This window comes from uncultured Aggregatibacter sp., from assembly GCF_938046485.1.
In the GTDB taxonomy this organism is placed as follows: Bacteria; Pseudomonadota; Gammaproteobacteria; order Enterobacterales; family Pasteurellaceae; genus Aggregatibacter.
The window spans coordinates 1-20,978 of the sequence record NZ_CALIWN010000052.1; the positions used below are offsets into that span (position 1 = coordinate 1).

17 protein-coding genes are annotated in these 20,978 nt (G+C 41.7%); 10 read left to right on the forward strand and 7 right to left on the reverse strand.

Going from position 1 to position 20,978, the window contains the following annotated elements:
* Positions 1–59 precede the first annotated feature (59 nt).
* From hemG to Q0203_RS06720, 3 genes are read right to left on the reverse strand one after another with little or no spacing between them, the layout of a single operon-like run.
* Entirely contained in the window at positions 60–572 is a 513-nt protein-coding gene (gene hemG / locus Q0203_RS06710) for a menaquinone-dependent protoporphyrinogen IX dehydrogenase (protein ID WP_021615399.1), read from the reverse strand.
* Entirely contained in the window at positions 572–2,038 is a 1,467-nt protein-coding gene (locus tag Q0203_RS06715) for a TrkH family potassium uptake protein (RefSeq protein ID WP_297930667.1), read from the reverse strand. Before Q0203_RS06715 ends, hemG begins: the two co-directional genes overlap by 1 nt.
* Positions 2,039–2,049: 11 nt before the next feature.
* Positions 2,050–2,661: a YigZ family protein gene (locus tag Q0203_RS06720; protein ID WP_297930670.1), complete on the reverse strand. Its 612-nt coding sequence runs from the start codon at positions 2,659–2,661 to the stop codon at positions 2,050–2,052.
* 78 nt (positions 2,662–2,739) lie between these two features.
* Here Q0203_RS06720 and tusA point away from each other — a divergent pair, with 78 nt between their 5' ends.
* From tusA to tehA, 6 genes are all read left to right on the forward strand, one after another.
* A complete protein-coding gene (gene tusA, locus Q0203_RS06725) occupies positions 2,740–2,979 on the forward strand; it encodes a sulfurtransferase TusA (RefSeq protein ID WP_021615402.1) in 240 nt (79 codons plus the stop codon).
* Positions 2,980–3,084: 105 nt separating this feature from the next.
* Positions 3,085–4,626: a threonine ammonia-lyase, biosynthetic gene (ilvA, locus tag Q0203_RS06730; protein WP_297930672.1), complete on the forward strand. Its 1,542-nt coding sequence runs from the start codon at positions 3,085–3,087 to the stop codon at positions 4,624–4,626.
* A gap of 105 nt (positions 4,627–4,731) precedes the next feature.
* A complete protein-coding gene (gene narQ, locus Q0203_RS06735; protein WP_297930675.1) occupies positions 4,732–6,438 on the forward strand; it encodes a nitrate/nitrite two-component system sensor histidine kinase NarQ in 1,707 nt (568 codons plus the stop codon).
* A gap of 12 nt (positions 6,439–6,450) precedes the next feature.
* On the forward strand, positions 6,451–7,476 hold the full coding sequence (gene murB / locus Q0203_RS06740; protein WP_297930678.1) for a UDP-N-acetylmuramate dehydrogenase: 1,026 nt from the start codon (positions 6,451–6,453) through the stop codon (positions 7,474–7,476).
* Positions 7,477–7,505: 29 nt separating this feature from the next.
* Positions 7,506–7,814: a DUF2322 family protein gene (locus tag Q0203_RS06745; protein ID WP_297930680.1), complete on the forward strand. Its 309-nt coding sequence runs from the start codon at positions 7,506–7,508 to the stop codon at positions 7,812–7,814.
* The gene (tehA, locus tag Q0203_RS06750) at positions 7,814–8,767 is read left to right on the forward strand and encodes a dicarboxylate transporter/tellurite-resistance protein TehA (RefSeq protein ID WP_297930683.1); all 954 of its coding nucleotides are present in this window, start codon (positions 7,814–7,816) and stop codon (positions 8,765–8,767) included. The genes Q0203_RS06745 and tehA overlap by 1 nt, the downstream gene beginning before the upstream one ends.
* 50 nt (positions 8,768–8,817) lie before the next feature.
* On the opposite strand, the gene lptD is transcribed toward tehA, so the two are convergent.
* Together lptD and Q0203_RS06760 are read right to left on the reverse strand one after the other, a co-directional pair.
* Positions 8,818–11,163, reverse strand: a complete 2,346-nt coding sequence (gene lptD, locus Q0203_RS06755) for an LPS assembly protein LptD (RefSeq protein ID WP_297930685.1) — start codon at positions 11,161–11,163, stop codon at positions 8,818–8,820.
* Between the two features lie 92 nt (positions 11,164–11,255).
* Positions 11,256–11,804 carry a DNA-3-methyladenine glycosylase I gene (locus Q0203_RS06760; protein ID WP_297930687.1) on the reverse strand — a complete coding sequence of 183 codons (549 nt, stop codon included), beginning with the start codon at positions 11,802–11,804 and terminating at the stop codon, positions 11,256–11,258.
* A gap of 203 nt (positions 11,805–12,007) precedes the next feature.
* Between Q0203_RS06760 and Q0203_RS06765 the strand changes: the two genes are divergently transcribed.
* From Q0203_RS06765 to Q0203_RS06780, 4 genes are read left to right on the forward strand one after another with little or no spacing between them, the layout of a single operon-like run.
* The gene (locus tag Q0203_RS06765) at positions 12,008–13,552 is read left to right on the forward strand and encodes a type I restriction-modification system subunit M (protein WP_297930689.1); all 1,545 of its coding nucleotides are present in this window, start codon (positions 12,008–12,010) and stop codon (positions 13,550–13,552) included.
* 6 nt (positions 13,553–13,558) lie between these two features.
* Positions 13,559–14,794 (forward strand): restriction endonuclease subunit S, encoded by a 1,236-nt coding sequence (locus Q0203_RS06770; protein ID WP_297930691.1) that lies wholly within the window; start codon positions 13,559–13,561, stop codon positions 14,792–14,794.
* Positions 14,795–14,827: 33 nt separating this feature from the next.
* Entirely contained in the window at positions 14,828–15,826 is a 999-nt protein-coding gene (locus Q0203_RS06775) for a virulence RhuM family protein (RefSeq protein WP_297930693.1), read from the forward strand.
* A 10-nt stretch (positions 15,827–15,836) separates the two neighbouring features.
* Positions 15,837–18,932, forward strand: coding sequence for a type I restriction endonuclease subunit R (locus Q0203_RS06780; protein WP_297930695.1), 3,096 nt, complete (start codon positions 15,837–15,839; stop codon positions 18,930–18,932).
* Positions 18,933–19,079: 147 nt separating this feature from the next.
* Here Q0203_RS06780 and Q0203_RS06785 read toward each other — a convergent pair whose 3' ends face one another.
* Positions 19,080–19,172, reverse strand: a complete 93-nt coding sequence (locus tag Q0203_RS06785) for a methionine/alanine import family NSS transporter small subunit (protein WP_209363984.1) — start codon at positions 19,170–19,172, stop codon at positions 19,080–19,082.
* Positions 19,162–20,673 (reverse strand): sodium-dependent transporter, encoded by a 1,512-nt coding sequence (locus tag Q0203_RS06790; protein WP_297930697.1) that lies wholly within the window; start codon positions 20,671–20,673, stop codon positions 19,162–19,164. Before Q0203_RS06790 ends, Q0203_RS06785 begins: the two co-directional genes overlap by 11 nt.
* Between the last annotated feature and the right edge of the window lie 305 nt (positions 20,674–20,978).

Sequence of the window (20,978 nt, forward strand, 5' to 3'; positions counted from 1 at the left end):
TGAGGATCAAGTGTTTTTTTCAAAAAAATGTTTGATAGGTTAGAAAAAATACAATTTGCTTATTTGATCTGCAAAAACGCTTCAGAAAATGACCGCACTTTCTGCCAATCTGTATATTCGATCTCTTTTGTCGGATCTGTTTCTCCGCCAGTGATGCGCATAATCAATTGGATCATAATACGATCGAAAAACTTATAGCGCGGATAAAGCAGCGCGCCGGCAAACACTGCCGATATCGTCGGTTTCCAGGTAATACGTTGCAAAAATTTGCGTACATAAACATTAGTTTCCGGTGTGGATTTTTCAGGTTTTCGCGCCGTTAAATTGACGCCGAAAAATGCCGTCGTCTTCTGATTTAAAAGTGCGGTGTGTTTTTCTAACATTTTATACAGCAGTTTATTAAAATGCCCGTAGCGGATCGAGGCGCCAATCATAATACGATCATAGGCTTGAAGATCGAATTCATCATGAATTGACTTAATCTCCACGTTTTCTTTAATCACATTTGCAATAAAACTGGCTATTTTTTTGGTTTGTCCATCATGTGTGGAATAGAGAATGAGCGTTTTCATTAAGATTTCCAAAATGTCGGTGTAAATAGAACTAAAAGTGAGAAGATTTCTAAACGTCCGCACACCATCGCTAACGTGAGAACCCACTTGGCGCTGTCGGGAATATCAACAAAATTACTGCTGACCGACCCCAGTGCCGGTCCAAGATTATTTAAACAAGCAATGACGGCATTGAATGCGTCAAATGTCTCAACGCCACAGCTAATCACACCAAGTAAACAAATGACAAAGACCAATAAATAGGCAGAAAAAAACGCCCAAATACTTTGAATCACCCTTTCATCCAATACACGTTTACCCAATTTTATCGGATAGACTAAATTCGGATGAATTAAGCGATTAAGCTCTCGTTTACCTTGTAAATAAAGCACAAGTACGCGCACGACTTTCAATCCGCCACCAGTCGATCCTGCACAACCACCGATAAAAGAGGCGAATAATAATAAGATCGGAAGAAATAATGGCCACTGATCGAAACTTGAGGTGGTATAACCTGCGGTTGTCGAAATGGAAACCGATTGGAATGCCGATTGTTCAAGATTTTGTAGCCAATCATCATTAAAACGATGATGCCCAAGCAACATCACAAAACATACTGCAATAAGCACCAATTGAATAAAAATAAAAAAGCGAAATTCCGGATCACGAAAATAGCTCGACAGGATATTGCCTTTGCCAATTTGAGAAAAGGCGTTGAAATGCAAGGCATAGTTACAGGCTGAAATGAGTAAAAATGCAATGGTAATCAGATTAACGGCAGAACTATTAAAATACGCGATACTGCTATCATGCGTAGAAAAGCCGCCAATAGAAACGGTTGAGAAACTGTGGCTAATTGCATCAAATGGCGACATTCCGGCTAACCAATAAGCCATTGCGCACAGTGTCGTTAATGAAGCATAAATAAACCATAATGTTTTCGCTGTTTCGGTAATTCTCGGGCGCATTTTATTTTCTTTGACCGGCCCGGAAATCTCGGCGCGATATAATGACATGCCGCCGATCCCCAATAATGGAATGATCGCCACAGCCAACACAATGATCCCCATACCACCTAACCACTGTAAAAATTGGCGGTAAAATAAAATCGCTTTCGGCAACTTATCCAAACCGATGATATTCGTCGCACCAGTGGTCGTTAAACCGGAAAAAGACTCAAAAAAAGCAGAGGATACGGTTAAATCAGGATCGTCAAATAAAATAAATGGGATCGCCCCTAAACTGCCCATGACGACCCAAAAGGCCACAACGATCAAGAACCCCTCTCGCGAACGCAATTCTTCTTTATGATGATGGCAAGCCCACCATAAAATCGCACCAGCGATGGCGCTAATCACAAAAGATTGAATAAAGGCTTTACCGCCACCGTCTCCGTAAAGCAGGGCGACAAATGCCGGCAATAACATTGTGCCTGAAAAGCACATCACAAGAATGCCGACAATGCGTAAAATAGATAAAAAATGCACTAAAAACTCTCTTACTCACTCTGTTCCAAAGATAATCTACCGGCAGATTTTTCGGTCAATTCCCGTTCAAATGCCTGCAATTTATCTAAGCGAATCCCTAACATTACTGTAACTTCAGCCTGAAAATCTTGCTCGATAACCACCGCATCATATTTTTCGCACAATGCTTGTAGCCACTGAATTTGGCTATAATCACACCGCACTTGATAGCGCAAATAGTCCACTTTGGTCGTAACGTCTAACCGCTTTAACGCCTGTTGAACACCGCCGCCATAAGCCCGGACCAAGCCACCGGTCCCCAGCAAAATGCCACCATAATACCGAACCGTCACTGCGCAAATTTCACCTAACCCGCTTCCTTGTAAAGCCGCCAACATCGGTTTTCCTGCCGTTCCTGCCGGTTCGCCGTCATCCGAAAAGCCGAGCTGTTGTGAATCATTGGGCTTGCCCGCCACCGTTGCCCAACACCAATGCCGGGCATTCGGGTGTAATGCCTTGATTTCATGCCAAAAGGCTTTCGCCTCAGCCAAACCTTCCGTGTGGCGCAAATAGGTAATAAAACGGCTTTTTTTAATTTCTTCGGTAAAATCCACCGCACTTTTAGGAATGCTATATTCAATCATGCCATTAAGGAATTTTGCTGATTTTATACTGTATTTTATTGTATTATAACCTGCAATTTTTTATAACAAATAGCCAAAATGAAGAACATTACAATCACCCAAACACTGGATACTATCGGGCTGCGATGCCCTGAACCGGTCATGTTAATCCGCAAGCATATTCGCCATTTAGAAAACGGTGATGTGCTTTTAATGTTAGCCGATGATCCGGCCACAACGCGAGACATCCCCAGTTTTTGTCAATTTATGGATCACACCCTGTTGCATAGCGAAACCGAACAACTTCCCTATCGCTACTGGGTGAAAAAAGGAAAATGATAATAACAAAAAGTGCGGTGAATTTTAAAAGCATTTCTAAAATCCACCGCACTTTCACTTGTTTGCCATCACAATCATACTCGACATCTACGATATAACATCATCATGAAAAACTTATTAACCACCCCTCATCCCACCCAAAACGATTATATTAACGCCATCGTCAAATTGGGCTCACGTGTTTACGAAGCGGCACAGGTAACACCATTACAAAAAATGAATAAGTTATCTGAACGCCTGCATAATGCGATTTGGATCAAACGTGAAGATCGCCAGCCGGTTAACAGTTTCAAACTGCGTGGCGCCTATGCCATGATTTCCAGTCTATCGGCGGAACAAAAAGCCGCAGGTGTGATTGCCGCCTCTGCCGGCAACCATGCACAAGGCGTGGCGTTATCAGCAAAACAGCTTAGCTTAAAAGCCCTTATCGTAATGCCACAAAATACCCCCAGCATTAAAGTAGATGCGGTGCGTGGTTTTGGTGGTGAGGTTTTATTGCACGGTGCCAATTTCGATGAAGCCAAGGCCAAGGCTATTGCGCTTTCCAAAGAAAAAAACATGACGTTTATTCCGCCTTTCGACCATCCGTTAGTCATTGCCGGGCAAGGCACATTAGCGATGGAAATGTTACAACAAGTGGCGGATTTGGATTATGTCTTCGTGCAAGTAGGCGGTGGCGGTTTGGCTGCCGGTGTGGCGATTTTACTCAAACAATTTATGCCGGAAATTAAAGTCATTGGTGTGGAATCCAAAGATTCTGCCTGTCTGACAGCCGCATTAGAAAAAGGCGAACCGACGGATTTAGCACACGTTGGCTTATTCGCCGACGGCGTAGCGGTAAAACGTATCGGTGATGAAACCTTCCGCCTATGCCAACAATACCTCGACGACATGGTACTGGTGGACAGCGACGAAGTCTGTGCCGCGATGAAAGATCTGTTTGAAAACGTCCGCGCCGTCTCTGAGCCATCAGGGGCATTAGGCTTAGCCGGCTTGAAGAAATATGTCAAACAACACAATATTCAAGGCAAAAATATGGCGGCAATTCTCTCCGGCGCTAACTTGAATTTCCATACGCTCCGCTATGTATCCGAACGTTGCGAAATCGGTGAAAACCGCGAGGCCTTGCTTGCCGTCACCATGCCGGAACAGCCGGGCAGCTTCTTAAAATTCGTCCATACGCTTGGTGCGCGTGCAGTGACCGAATTTAGCTACCGCTACGCAGATGACCAAAAAGCCTGTATTTTCGCTGGGGTTCGCACCGCGAATGAAGCCGAAAAAGCAGAAATTATCGCAGAGTTAACACAAAACGGCTTCGATGTAGAAGATATGTCCGATGATGACATCGCCAAAACCCATGTGCGTTATTTAATGGGCGGACGGGTTGCTGATCACGGCGAACGCCTTTATACCTTCGAATTCCCTGAGCAAAAAGGCGCATTATTAAAATTCCTTGAAACGCTGGGTGGTCGCTGGAACATTTCTCTTTTTCACTACCGCGCTCACGGTGCCGACTACGGCAATATCCTCGCCGGATTCCAATTGGAACAATGCGATATCGGCGAATTTGAACACGCTTTGAAAACCTTAGGTTATGTCTATCAAGATGTTACCGACAGTAAATCCTATCGTTATTTCTTGCGTTAAAAAGACAGCCCAAAATGACCGCACTTCATGCTCTCCTCATCGTCCTATCCAAATGGGGAGAGCCTGTGCAGTCTAATCCCCACAACGCACTTAGACAGATATTCTATGGTTAAAATTAAACACTCCGTTTCTACCCGCATAGCCAACTATCTCATTGTGATTATTATCTTTGTTGGTGTCATTGCCTCTTTAAGCTTTACGTTAATGGCGGGCAATAGATCGTATGCCGAAGCCATTAATGTCTCCGGCTCATTGCGTATGCAAAGTTATCGCCTATTGTACGACATGGAGCATCAACCGGAATTAGTGGAAAAAGGCTTGCAGCAATACCGTGAAAGTCTGTATTCACAATCGCTACGGAATATCCACCACCAGTTTTTTGTGTCTGAAGACGTGAAATCCTCTTACGACAATCTCATTATGCGTTGGGAGAAAATGGAGTCATTCGCGCGACAAAAGAATTTCATTGAATATCAACGTGATATTGCCAACTATGTGGCGCAAGTGGATCAATTTGTCTCTGCATTGCAATATTCCGCCGAACAGCGTTGGATTTTGGCAGTATGGGTAATTGCTTTGTCATTATTGTTGATTTTTGTGATGGTTTCGTATGTGAATTGGTACACCCGTAAGGCAGTTGTGCGCCCATTGGAACAGCTGACACAAGCCAGTATCCAAGTGCAAATGGGGCAATTTAAACATATTCCATTAGATGTAGATAAAGAAGATGAAATCGGCAATTTAGCGCGCACATTCACCAAGATGTCCTCTGAATTGGGTAAGTTATATTCCAGTCTTGAAGCAACGGTAAATGAAAAAACACAAAAGTTGCAACAAACCAACCGCTCTTTAACCACGTTGTACCACTGTTCACAACTGGTCACCACCAACAATATTGACGGCAAGATTTTGCAAACGGTGATGCAAAATATTATGAGCAGCGAACACTTGCGTTATTTAGAACTAAAAGTGTTGGATGCGGAACATTGGAATATTTGCTTGGGAACCAAACAACCGTTAATCGAATGTCAGCAAACAGATGTGAGTATGGAAGGGGAAACTTTGGCAATTCTGCATTGGCAAGCGGGGTTGCCTTGCCCGGATTTGCGCACCATGAATAACTTGGCGCAAATGCTTAGCCGTTCGCTCTACTTCCACAAAACCCAACGTCAGCAAGAACAATTGTTGTTAATGGAAGAGCGTTCTATTATCGCCCGCGAGCTACATGACTCTTTGGCGCAGGTGTTGGCTTTTTTACAAATTCAATTAACCCTGTTAAAACACAACTTGAACAAAGACGAACCGGATTCCAAAAAGAAAAGTTTGTCGATTATTCAACAATTTGAACAAGCCCTGAGCGATGGTTATAGCCAGTTGCGCGAACTGCTGGCGACCTTCCGTTTAACCATTCAGGAGGCGAATTTAAAACTGGCATTGGAGCAAGTGATTGATTCCTTACGCAATCAAACCGACATGCAAATGAGCGTAGATTGTACGTTACCATCGCAAAGTTTTAATGCGCCGCAGTTAGTGAATGCCTTGCAAATTGTGCGTGAAGCGGTATTGAATGCCATTAAACATTCGCAGGGTACCTTAATTGAGGTGATTGCGCACACAAACGAAGATGGCGAATACGAACTCATTGTGCGCGACAACGGTGTGGGCATTCCTAGTTTGGAAGAACCTGACGGGCATTACGGCTTAAACATCATGCAAGAACGCAGTACACAACTCAATGCCAAATTAACAATTTCTCGTCGAGCAAGTGGCGGCACAGAAGTCAAAGTCACACTGGCTCACGCCTTATCTTAAAAGGACGAATACATGCAAAATTTACAACCTTTTCATACCTTTTCTCTTCCTGCAAAAGCTAAAAAAATCATCGAGATTCACTCGATTCCGGCATTGCAACAGGCTTGGCAAGACTGCTTGGCAGAACAGTTGCCGGTGCTTTTTTTAGGACAAGGCAGCAATGTGCTTTTTATAGAGGATTTTGACGGCGCCGTCTTACTTAATCGTATGCTTGGCATTGAACATCGGGAAGATGCGGATTTTCATTATTTACATGTTAATGGTGGGGAAGTGTGGCATGACTTGGTGAGATGGAGCATCGAGCAGGGTTATTATGGCTTGGAAAATCTGGCGCTCATTCCCGGCTGTGCGGGGTCTGCGCCGATTCAAAATATCGGTGCCTATGGCGTAGAATTTAAAGATGTATGTGATTATGTGGACGTGATTAACCTTCACTCCGGTGAGCTGTTTCGCCTAACCAATGCCGAATGTGAATTTGGTTATCGGGAAAGCATCTTTAAGCATAAATATGCTCAAGGTTATGTGGTGACTGCCGTTGGCTTAAAATTGGCGAAGGCGTGGAAACCGGTGCTGAAATACGGCAATTTAGCCAATCTGGATAAAAGTGCGGTCACTTCTGCGGACGTTTTTGCCGAAATTTGTGCCGTGCGTCAAAGTAAATTGCCGAATCCGAACGTATTTGGCAACGCAGGCAGTTTCTTCAAGAACCCCGTGGTTTCAGCCCAACAATTTGAGCGATTACAACAAAACTATGCGACGATCCCACATTTTCCTCAACCGGACGGCAGCATAAAATTAGCCGCAGGTTGGCTTATCGATCAATGCGGCTTGAAAGGCTTCCAAATCGGCGGCGCCGCAGTACATCAGCAACAAGCGTTAGTATTGATTAATCAAGGCAATGCCACGGCATCTGATGTCGTGGAACTTGCTCATCATATTTATCAGCTTGTGGCGCTACGTTTTGATATTCACTTGCAACCGGAAGTCCGCTTTATCGGCAAGCAGGGCGAAATCGATAGTCAACAAGCCATTCGTTAGTTTTTTAACCGATGACCAAAGGAAATTTTATGGATTTTAAAACAATATTAGAGACACTACCCTCTATTGATCATCTTTCCGGATTAACTATCTTGGATAACGGCACGGTGATTCATCACATTCCTGCCGTAGCCGGCAAATTAGGTTCACTGCGCGTGTACAATGCCTTAGCGCAAGAATTTAACGGAAAATTAGACCGCACTTCAGCACAAAAAGGCTTACAACTTTTCGGAGAACATACGCAAGATGCGCGCGAAAATGTCGGAAAACATCCCAATATTGATTTGTTGTTGCGCGTGATTGAACAAGACTTGTGTTATCAAATTGAGGCTCACTAATGGAACAGCAAAAACCTTTTCCTATTCCGGTCAGTTATTTCAGTATCGTTTTAGGGTTAGCCGCATTAGGCTTAGCTTGGCGTTATGGTGCTCACACTGTGGCACTGCCGGCATGGGTCGGTGAAACCTTGCTTGGTTTAGCCACGATAATTTGGTTGATTTTTATCACCGCGTATGGCGTGAAATGGTGGCGTTTCCCGCATCAGGCCAAAGCAGAATTGCAGAATTTAATTCAGTGCTGTTTTATCAGCTTGATTCCGATTACCACCATGTTAATTGGCTTGGCAGTATTGCCGTATGAATTCTCATTGTCTATTGGGTTAATTACATTGGGTATCATCGGGCAGTTGGTTTTTGCTGCTTACCGTACTGCCGGGTTGTGGCGCGGTATTCATAAAGCGGAAGCCACAACACCGATTATGTACTTGCCGACAGTGGCAACCAATTTTGTCAGCGGTACCGCATTAGGCTATTTAGGTTACAACGAAGTTGGTATGCTCTTTTTCGGTGCCGGTGTATTTTCATGGCTCAGTCTTGAGCCGGCAATTTTGCATCGATTACGCAATTTAGAGCCGCTCGCACCTGCCGTTCGTCCGGCGATTGGCATTCAACTTGCTCCGGCCTTTGTGGGTTGTTCTACTTATTTGGCGTTAAATGGTGGCGAAATCGATTTATTGGTGAAGCTACTTATCGGTTACGGTGTGTTGCAATTATTGTTCTTAATTCGTTTACTGCCTTGGATTTTTCAAAATGGTTTCACCGTTTCATTTTGGGCATTCTCGTTTGGACTGGCATCCATGGCAAACGTGGGATTGCATTTATACCAAGGTACGGCAGATATGCTGCTTAGCGTGCTCGGTTTATCCCTATTCTGGTTTGCCTCCATCATGATTGGATTATTGATACTAGGCACGCTTTACCTCATGATGCGCAGACGTTTCTTTGCCGCTTAAACGCTCTCTCAAACAAAAAATGCCCTGATCATGTCAGGGCATTCTCATCATTAGTAAAGGCTAAACGCCTGCAAATAAGGCAACTTGCCTTTTTTCATCATATTCTCTATACCGGTTTTATGATCATGGCTAAACCCACGTAGTTCAAAGGTGACACCAACACCGTGATCATAGAAGATGTCATCATTTTTTTGATTCTGACGACTAGTAACATAACGTCTTGCGCCGACACCAACACTCCAGCAACAGGTGTTATACTGCACGCCGAGGTATTGCTCCACCGGTTTTTTAAGGGCTAAATCTTGATAATAACGACCTGCAATCGCCCAATGATCACTTAACTCCCAACCGACTTGAACGCCAAGTTGTTTAATATCTTGATTATAGCGATTCGCTTCTGCCGTTAAATTTTGGTTAATATATTCTTTACTGGCATAGCGATAATTTAACTGCACCATGTTATTTTTTGTCGGGTTATATTCTATTCCGGTGTTCGCCAGAGAAACCTGCCCCAGCTGAGGATCGTATTGATAACCTCCCCGCCAACGCATCAGATCATTGATTTTCCAGTTCGCTTCAATCGCCCATGAAGAAGACGATCCTTCGGTTCGGTTATCACGGTTCTCATCAATTCGTGACGGTTCAAGGTAATAAGTTTGCCCAACGGCGATATTAAACCGCTCTTCTTTATTTTCATCAAAGAATCGACTGGTTCCCCCTAACGTCACTTGATTGGCTGACGCAATTCTATCCAAGCCGCTATAACGACGTGAATTAAACAGCGAAAAATAATCTTGTTGTAATAGCGAAGAATCATAACCGAATCCTAAATACTGTGAATTCAGTTTAGAACCGATATTGCTTTGATCTTTATAAGGGCGGAACAAATACTGCGCACGCGGCTCAAGGGTTTGTGTATAGCCCGAAATAAAGGTTTGGTTAGAGGCTAAAACACTCTGCAAGTCAATTTTTAATTGTGGCAAGATACGATTGACGCTCGATTCAACGTCCTCTGCCTTATCTGACCGCCCTTTCTTTTGCTGATACTGGGTGGCATAAAGCTTCGCTTCCAAATTCATACTGCCATAGCGATTTGACAAGGTTGTATTGACACTCGGTTCACCATGGAAACGCCACGCCGTCGGCATTTGCGCACTATCATTGTCAAAACGGACTGCTTGAGAAAAGAGTTTAAAATCCACTTTATTACCGAATAATCCATTTTGATAATAATTAAAGTCGATTTGAGGCAAAGCGCGATAAGGGCCAATAACCACTTCATCAAAAATTTGGAATTGCTTAACGAACATCGCAATATTGTAATTGGGTTGATAATACGCAATTCGCCCGGTTTGATCCGCATACCCATCAGTGCTGCTGCCATAAGCAGAGTCAAAGTCGTTAAAATAACGCTTATCACTCACCTTGGTGTAATTCAAATCCAAACGCCAATCTCGTGCAAAAGCCGCATTATGCTTCCAATAGAATAAATGACGCTTACGATTTTCGCTGTCATAATCTTTTAATCGATCATCGCCCAAATATTCACCGGCAACTTGTCCCTCGCCTAATGTCGTTAAATAGCGAAATTCACTGTTCAACTGCCAACCACGACGAGACATATATTTCGGCGTTAACGTGGCATCTAAATTCTGGGCAATATTCCAATACACCGGCTGAGCATAAAAATAGCCATCCCGACTGCCATGTCCCAAGGTTGGAATCAATAACCCGGAACGACGGCGGTCGCCTATCGGTAACTGCAAATACGGCGTATAGAACACCGGCACGCCCTGTACTTTAAAACGGGCATGCCACATTTCTGCATACTCTTCTTTAACGTGTTGACGCATTTCATCGGCATAAATCGACCAAGAATAATCATCTTGCAAACAAGAGGTAAAGGTCGCATTTTTCATCACACGATAGTCATCGCGCAATTCCACGCTTTCTGCCGACCCACGGCCTTGGCGATCCACTAATTGATAATGTGCATTGCGAACATCCGTATCTTTGGTATTTAAATGAATTTTGGCATCATCGCCCAACAAATTGATTTGGTTGTCTCGATAATCGAATCCGCCACGGGCAAACGCGTAACGCTGCACATTATCACCGCTTCCCTGTTGTTGCACCTCAACTTCCGCAGATTGTAAATGGCGATTGCCTTGTTTAACATCCACACGGCCTTTATAAATCCCACTGTGAGGCTGCGTTATCTCCGCCTGATCCGCCTCAATATACACCGGCAAATCGTTCGGATTTCCGCTCACCACTTCACCGGTAAAATGCGGCACACCGTATAAACACTGCTTTGCTAAATCAGCCGTGCTTTCGGCGCTATAAAGTGCGGTCAAAATTGACAACGAAATTAACGTGTAAGTATTCTTTTTCATGAGAGTAAACAACCATTACAACCAAAGATAGCGTGATTATACTGTAAAACAGGCTAAATCACAGGGGTTAATCGGCGTTATTTGCCCCATTCTTATTTACAATGACAATGATTCCAATGATCATTCACCAAACCCATCGATTGCATAAAAGCATAACAGGTGGTCGGGCCCACAAACACAAAACCGCGCTTTTTTAACGCTTTGGATAACGCCGCGGAAACAGCCGTCTGAGCAGGCACCATGGCTAAATCCGGCACATCATTCACCTGCGGTTGGCCATCCACAAAAGACCAAATAAAACGACTAAAATTTTCACCGCACTTTTCCATCGCCAAATACGCCTTGGCATTTTTCACAATCGCCTCCAACTTTGCCCGATGACGAATCAAACCGGCATTTTGCATACACTGATTTATGTCTTCATCTGTCATCTGTGCAATTTTTTGCGGATCAAAATGGTAAAACGCCTGCCGATAATTTTCCCGCTTTTGTAACACCGTAATCCACGACAACCCCGCCTGCTGTCCTTCTAAACAGAGTTTCTCAAATAATTTCTGACTATCAAATTGCGGCTTCCCCCACTCGTGATCATGATAATCCCGATACAATGGCGAACCCTCCGCCCACGCACAACGTGCCATTTTCTTTTCCTTCTCAATAAAACAAAATCTTCCAGAATAAAAACAATCCCCTGATACCTAGACTTTTCACGCCAAAAGTGCGGTCATTTTCTAGCGTATTTCACGGGCATTATCATCTCATCAATATTTATAAATACCTCATTGACAGGTAGAATAGCACCTTAATTATCAATTGTTTTAATGATTTCTAAGGAGTTTCAATCATGGCCACTGCAATTCAACAACGAGAAGAGCTTCAACGCCGTATTTGGCAAATCGCAAATGATGTACGAGGCGCTGTTGATGGTTGGGATTTTAAGCAATATGTGCTTGGATCGCTTTTCTATCGTTTTATCAGCGAAAACTTTGCCAACTATATTGAAGGTGGTGATAAAAGTGTGAACTATGCCGATTTATCTGATGACATCATCACGCCAGAAATTAAAGCAGATGCGGTAAAAACCAAGGGTTATTTTATTTACCCAAGCCAATTATTTAAAAATGTCGTGGCGAATGCTAACACTAATCCAAATCTTAACACCGAATTAAAACAAATCTTTAACGACATTGAAAACTCCGCCATAGGCTACCCTTCCGAACAGGATATCAAAGGCTTATTTGCCGATTTTGATACCACCAGCAACCGCTTGGGTAATACCGTTGCCGATAAAAATAGCCGTCTAGCTGCTGTATTAAAAGGCGTTGCCGAGCTAGATTTTGGCGACTTTACAGATAATCATATTGATTTATTCGGTGATGCTTACGAATTTTTAATTTCCAACTATGCCGCTAATGCCGGTAAATCGGGTGGCGAGTTCTTTACGCCACAATGTGTTTCCAAGCTAATTGCCCGATTGGCTTTATATGGACAAGACAAGGTCAATAAAATTTACGACCCTGCTGCCGGTTCCGGTTCCTTATTGTTACAAGCGAAAAAACCATTTGATGAACACATCATCGAAGAAGGATTCTTCGGGCAGGAAATTAATCACACCACTTACAACCTTGCCCGTATGAATATGTTTTTGCATAACATCAACTACGACAAGTTTGATATTGCCCTTGGTAACACCTTAATGAATCCGCAATTTGGTGATGACAAACCCTTCGATGCTATCGTTTCTAACCCGCCTTACTCCGTAAAATGGATTGGCTCTGACGACCCAACGCTAATTAACGATGAACGCTTCGCCCCTGCCGGCGTACTTGCGCCGAAATCCAAAGCGGACTTTGCCTTTATTTTGCATGCGTTAAGTTATCTTTCAGCAAAAGGCCGCGCGGCGATTGTTTCCTTCCCCGGCATTTTTTATCGCGGCGGTGCCGAGCAAAAAATTCGTCAATATTTGGTGGATAATAACTATGTGGAAACGGTGATTGCGCTTGCCCCCAATCTCTTTTTCGGCACCAGTATTGCGGTGAATATTTTGGTGCTTTCCAAACATAAACCTAATACCCAAACCCAATTTATCGATGCCAGCGGTTTATTTAAATCCGCCACCAACAACAACCTTTTGGAAGAGGAACATATTGAGCAAATTCTCAAACTGTTTGCCGATAAAGAAGATGTGCCACATTTGGCTAAATCCGTGTCCTTTGAAGACATCGCCAAAAATGACTATAACCTTGCGGTGAGTTCTTATGTGGAACAAAAAGACACCCGTGAAGTGATTAATATCGATAAACTTAACACAGAAATTAAACAAACCGTTGCTAATATTAACCGCTTGCGCGCGGAAATTGACAAGATTGTGGCGGAGATTGAGGGGTAAAACACCATGAAAAACAACCGCACTTTTTTAGAAAAATTATTGGATGGGGCTGAGGTTGAGTGGAAAACGATCGATGAAATATCTTCTATTTATGGTGGGCTAACAGGAAAAGGCAAAGCTGACTTTGAAAATGGAAATGCTCTTTATGTACCTTACAAAAATATCTTCAATAACATTGAAGTTGATTTTAATAATCTTGAAGCCGTAAATGTGTCTGATGATGAAAGACAATATACCATAAAATATGGAGATGTCTTGTTTACTGGTTCTTCGGAAACCGCTGAAGAAGCAGGTATGTCTTCTGCTGTTACAACAAAAACAGAACAAAAAATCTATTTAAATAGTTTTTCATTTGGATTGAGATTTAATGATGATGTAGAGTTGTTACCTGAATTTTCTAAATTTCTATTTAGAACACTCTCTATTCGCAAAGAGATTGTGAAATCAGCCAGTGGAGTAACCAGATTCAATATTTCTAAAGCAAGATTTAAGAAAATCAAAATCCCCATCCCCCCACTCCCCGTCCAAACCGAAATCGTAAAAATTTTGGACGCATTGACAGCGCTTACCAGCGAGCTTACCAGCGAGCTTACACTACGCCGGAAGCAGTATGAATACTATAGGGAAAAATTGTTAAGTGAAGAAGAACTTGAAAAGGTTGGGTTTGAGTGGAAATGTTTAGGGGAAACTTGTAAAAAAGTATCATCTGGAGGGACGCCTTTATCTACGAAGGATGAATACTATAATGGAGACATTCCTTGGTTAAGGACTCAAGAGGTTCAATTTAATGAAATATGGGATACAGAGGTAGCAATAACTCAAGAAGGATTAGATAATTCATCAGCTAAATGGATTCCTGAAAATTGTGTAATAGTTGCTATCTCTGGAGCAACTGCAGGTCGCTCTGCGATTAACAAAATACCTTTAACAACTAATCAACACTGCTGTAATTTACAAATAGCTCCTGAATATGCAAATTATCGATACGTTTTTCATTGGGTCTGTAAAGAGTATGAAAAACTAAAATCCTTAGGACAAGGTGCTCGTGCTGATTTAAATTCAGGAATTATCAAAAACTATCCCATAGCACTACCTCCACTCAGAGAACAACAACGCATCGTTTCAATCCTAGATAAATTTGAAACCTTAACCAATTCCATCACCGAAGGCTTGCCTTTAGCGATTGAACAAAGCCAAAAGCGGTATGAGTATTACAGGGAATTGTTATTAAATTTTTCATAGCTCAGTAGCAACTGTAATTTTATGGAATAACTAATGAACGACTTAATCATCTACAACACCGACGACGGCAAATCTCACGTTGCTTTATTGGTTGTCGAAAATGAGGCTTGGTTGACTCAAAATCAGCTTGCGGAACTTTTTGACACCTCTGTACAAAATATCGCCTTACATATAAAAAATATATTAGAAGACAATGAATTAGACGAAAATTCAGTTATCAAGGATTACTTGATAACTGCCCAAGATGGAAAGCAATATCAAGTAAAACATTATTCCCTTGATATGATTCTCGCCATCGGCTTTCGTGTGCGTAGTCCTCGTGGTGTACAGTTTCGTCGTTGGGCGAATACGCAATTACGTACTTATTTAGATAAAGGTTTTCTATTAGATAAAGAGCGGTTAAAAAATCCGCAAGGTCGATTTGATCATTTTGATGAATTACTGGAACAAATTCGTGAAATTAGAGCCAGTGAATTGCGATTTTATCAAAAAGTACGAGAGCTATTTAAATTATCCAGTGACTACGATAAAACAGATAAAGTCACTCAAATGTTTTTTGCCGAGACACAAAATAAGTTGCTCTATGCTATTACACAACAAACTGCAGCAGAACTCATTTGTACGCGTGCAAATGCTGAATTGCCTAATATGGGCCTCACCTCTTGGAAAGGTGCTGTTGTACGTAAAGCTGATATTATTGTCGCTAAAAATTATTTAACGAATGATGAATTAGATTCCTTGAATCGTCTAGTGATGATCTTTTTAGAAAGTGCCGAATTACGTGTTAAAAACCGTCAAGATCTCACATTAAATTTCTGGCGTAATAATGTCGATAATTTGATTGAATTTAACGGTTTTCCGTTGCTTATCGGCAATGGAACCCGAACTGCAAAACAAATGGAAACCTTTACCAAAGAACAATATGCCTTATTTGATCAAGTCAGAAAACAGCAAAAACGTATACAGGCTGATAATGAAGATTTGGAAATTTTAGAAAATTGGCAAAAAGATCTGAAAAAGCAAAAGCACTAAGGAACCACTCATGACCCAATACAAAACTATCGCCGAATCCAATAATTTTATCGTTTTAGATCAATATAATAAGCTTGTGGAAGAGCCTAATGCCGGTTATCAAACGGAAGGGAGTCTTGAGCGTGAGTTTATTCGTGATTTACGGGCGCAAGGGTATGAGTATTTGCAAGATATCAATGGTCATGATGCGTTGATTAAAAACTTACGGGTTCAATTACAACGCTTAAATAACGTGGTTTTCTCCGATGCGGAATGGCGACGTTTTTTAGAGGAGTATTTGGATAAACCGAGCGATAGTCTGATTGAGAAAACCCGTAAAATTCATGATGACTATATTTATGATTTTGTGTTTGATGATGGACACATTCAGAATATTTATCTGCTAGATAAGAAAAATCTTGCTAATAATGCCCTGCAAGTCATCAATCAATTTGAACAAACCGGCAGTTATGACAATCGTTATGACGTGACTATTTTGGTGAATGGTTTACCGCTTGTGCATATCGAACTGAAAAAACGTGGCGTAGCGATTCGTGAAGCCTTTAACCAAATTCACCGCTACAGCAAAGAAAGCTTCAATAAAGAAAACTCTCTCTTTAAATATATTCAGATTTTTGTCATTTCTAATGGCACAGATACTCGCTATTTTGCCAACACCACCAAGCGTGATAAAAACAGCTACGACTTCACAATGAATTGGGCAACGGCAAAAAATACCTTAATTAAAGATTTAAAAGATTTTACAGCGACCTTCTTGCAAAAACATACCCTGCTTAATGTGTTGGTGAATTACTGCGTGTTTGATGTTTCCGATACCCTATTGATTATGCGCCCGTATCAAATTGCCGCCACCGAGCGTATTTTATGGAAAATCAAAAGTTCTTATTTGGCTAAAAATTGGAGCAATAAAGAAAGCGGAGGCTATATTTGGCATACTACCGGCTCAGGCAAAACCCTCACCAGCTTTAAAGCCGCACGCCTTGCAACGGAATTAGACTTTATTGAAAAAGTATTCTTCGTAGTAGATAGAAAGGATTTGGACTATCAAACCATGAAAGAATATCAACGCTTTTCACCGGATAGCGTGAATGGTTCGGAAAGTACGGCGGGGCTAAAACGCAATATCGAAAAAGATGACAATAAGATCATTGTTACCACCATTCAAAAACTCAATAACCTGATGAAATCGGAAGATAAATTGCCAATTTACGATAAACAAGTCGTCTTTATCTTTGATGAATGCCATCGTTCTCAATTTGGTGAAGCGCAAAAAAATCTGACAAAAAAATTCAAAAAATACTATCAATTTGGTTTTACCGGCACACCGATTTTTCCCGCTAACGCATTAGGTGCAGAAACCACCGCAAGTGTCTTTGGCATTGAACTTCATTCTTACATTATCACCGATGCGGTTCGTGACGAAAAAGTGCTGAAATTTAAAGTGGATTACAATGATGTTCGCCCGCAATTTAAGAGTATTGAAACTGAAAAAAATCTTGAAAAACTGACCGCACTTGAGAAGAAACAAGCCTTTTTACAGCCCAAACGTATCGAGCAAATTGCCCAATATGTTTTAGATAATTTCAAACAAAAAACCCATCGTTTTAATGCGGGCAACAATGGCTTTAATGCCATGTTTGCCGTAAGTAGTGTCGATGCGGCTAAAATCTATTACGAAACGTTCAAACGGTTACAAAGTGCGGTCAAAAATCCACTTAAAATTGCGACAATTTTTTCCTTTGCAGCCAATGAAGAACAAGACACCATCGGGAATATTTCCGATGAAAGTTTTGAAGTCGAGGCGATGAATTCTACTGCCAAAGAATTTTTAAAATCAGCCATTGACGATTACAACAACTATTTTGCAACAAATTACGATGTGGATGGTAAATCTTTCCAAAACTACTACCGTGATTTAGCCAAACGTGTCAAAAACAAAGAAGTGGATTTATTGATTGTCGTTGGGATGTTTTTAACCGGTTTTGATGCGCCGATCTTAAACACATTATTTGTGGATAAAAACCTGCGCTACCATGGTTTGATTCAAGCTTATTCACGTACAAACCGCATTTATAACAGCACTAAAAGTTTTGGCAACATCGTAACCTTCCGCGATTTAGAACAAGACACCATTGATGCCATTACGCTTTTCGGTAAGTCCAATACACGCAATGTCGTGCTGGAAAAAAGTTATCAACAATATATGGCAGGCTTTACTGATGCCGGTGTTGCTTGCCGTGGATATATTGATATTGTGACTGAGCTAAAAGAAAAATTTCCTGACCCAAGTGAAATTCAAACGGAAAAAGACAAGAAAGATTTTGTGAAATTATTTGGTGAATATTTGCGGGTTGAAAATATTCTGCAAAATTATGACGAATTCGCCGCTTTGCAAGCCTTCCAATCGCTTGATACTACGGATGAAAAAGCCGTTGAAGCCTTTAAAGAAAAATATTATTTAACGGATGAGGCTTTTGCTGAAATGCGCCCCATTGATATACCGAGCGAACGTAATATTCAAAATTATCGCTCTACTTACAATGATATTCGCGATTGGCTCCGTCATCAAAAAGAGGGTGAGGAAAAAGCAAAATCGACCATTGATTGGGACGATGTGGTGTTTGAAGTGGATTTATTAAAATCCCAAGAAATCAATCTGGATTACATTTTAGAATTGATTTTCGAACACAATAAGAAAACGAAAAACAAAGCTGAGCTGATTAATGAAATTCGATCTATCATTCGAGCAAGCCTAGGAAACCGAGCAAAAGAAAGTTTGATTGTGGATTTTATTAATCAAACCGACTTGGATAACATTGCCGACAAAGCCGGCATTATTGAATCATTCTTCCAATTTGCCCAAAAAGAGCAACAACAAGAAGCCGATGAATTGATGAGCAGTGAAGGACTGAATATTGATGCCGCGAAACGTTACATGAGCGTATCTTTAAAACGAGGATACGCCAGTGAACAAGGCACGGATTTAAATGATGCTCTCCCTAAAATGAGCCCGCTTAATCCACAATACCTCACAATAAAACAACGTATATTCCAAAAAATCGCCGCATTTGTTGAGAAATTTAAAGGGATTGGAGGAACTCTCTGATTTAGTTTGAATTCACTTACAATGTATGCAAAAGCATAATTTATGCATGAATTGAGTAAGACGCTACTTTTCATCAAATAAAAACGGCACTTCAGTCGATGAGACTTAAAAATCTCTCGGCTGAGATGCCGTTTTTAATCGTATCAATTACTCTTTTGGTAAACGTATAACGGAAAGTAGCAATCCGCCCCAGATGATGATGAGCGCGATGGCCATCATAATAATTGCATTAGTTGTCATGATTTTCTCCTTGTTTTTGCATTAAGTGTTTCCACGGTAAACGGGAAAGTAAGAAGCTGATGATGACTAAGCCGATCGCCATGCCCCAACCGAAGGTGTTAACGAACCATTCCGGATAGCCTTCGTAGCCGTTTGCCAATACTTTGGTGGCTTCTTTGTAAAGCATGAACGCTAATACGCCGGTGGTAACCACAATGCAGGCTTTCCAGATTGCACCGACTTTGAAAGAACTGGTTTCGTTCAAGTGTTCATCAAGTTCTTTTAATCTGCCGGTAACGATAATGGAAAGTAAAGAGAAGAACGCCACAGCAACAATACCGAACATGTTGACAAAGTTGTCCATAGTATCAAGCATTGGTAAGCCGGCTGCCGTACCAAACAACAAGGTAGATGCGACCATCATTGGTAAGCCCACCAAGAATGTTGCGTGTGCACGACGTAAGCGTAATTTATCTTGTACCGCCGCAATGATAACTTCTAATACGGAAATAAAAGAGGTTAACCCGGCGAAAACTAAAGAACCGAAGAATAACACGCCCAATAATTGACCTAATGGTGCTTGGTTAATGATGGTTGGGAAGGCAAAGAACGCTAAGCCGATACCGCCTTTTGCTACTTCGCTGACATCTTGTCCGTTGGCGACAGCAATGAACCCTAACGCAGAGAATACGCCGATACCTGCCAAGACTTCAAAGCTACTGTTAGCAAAGCCAACTACTAAACCTGCGCCGGTTAAATCCGATTCTTTTTTCAAGTAAGAGGCATAAGTCAACATGATGCCGAAGCAAATGGAAAGCGAGAAGAAAATCTGACCGTATGCGGCAATCCAAACGCTTGGGTCAGCTAATTTGTCCCAGTTTGGTGAGAATAACGCATCAAGACCTTTTTCTGCACCCGGTAAGAACAGGGAATAAACCACCAAGGTGATGAACATGACCACCAAAATTGGCATGAAGATAACGGAAGAACGCGCTACGCCTTTTTGTACGCCAAAAGAAAGAATCAACAACGTGATAATCCACACGGCAAGTAACGGACCGACAACCGTGTCAACAAAATCCAAGCTTAATGCCACTTCGCTTGCCATCTTAATATGTTCATGTAAGAAGAAATCGACCGGGTTACTCCCCCATGCAGAGCTGAAAGAATAATAAGCATAGCTTGCTGCCCAGCCAAGAATAACCGCATAGTAGAGACCGATAATGACATTGATCATTACTTGCCACCAACCAAAGGTTTCAAACGTAGTTTTGAGTTTACGATAAGCCAGCGGCGGGGATGCACGGAATTTATGACCTAACGCATAATCCAAGAAAAGTAATGGAATACCCGCAGTTAATAGGGCAACAATATAGGGAATAATAAAGGCTCCCCCGCCATTTTCGTAAGTAACATAAGGGAAACGCCAAATATTTCCCAACCCGACCGCGGAGCCGATCGCCGCAAAAATAAAGGCTCTCCGCCCAGAGAATGTTTCTCGTTTATGTGTGGTTTGTGTCATATAAACACCTGTTAAAAGTTAAAAATGAAAGAATGCTACTATAACCGAATAAAAAGGCTGTTCATAGCTACAAAACAATTATTCATGTTAAGAACAGAAGACTATTTTATCTATCCAGAAATGTCATCACACAAAATTGATTTGAAAATGTGATTCCTTGATAAAAGTCATAAAAAAAGTGAGTATTGTCATAACAACACTCACTCTTTATAAACTTCAAGTATTTTGCCAATATGGCCTTTTATTATACTTACTTGATAATTTTAGCTACCACGCCAGCGCCTACTGTACGGCCACCTTCACGG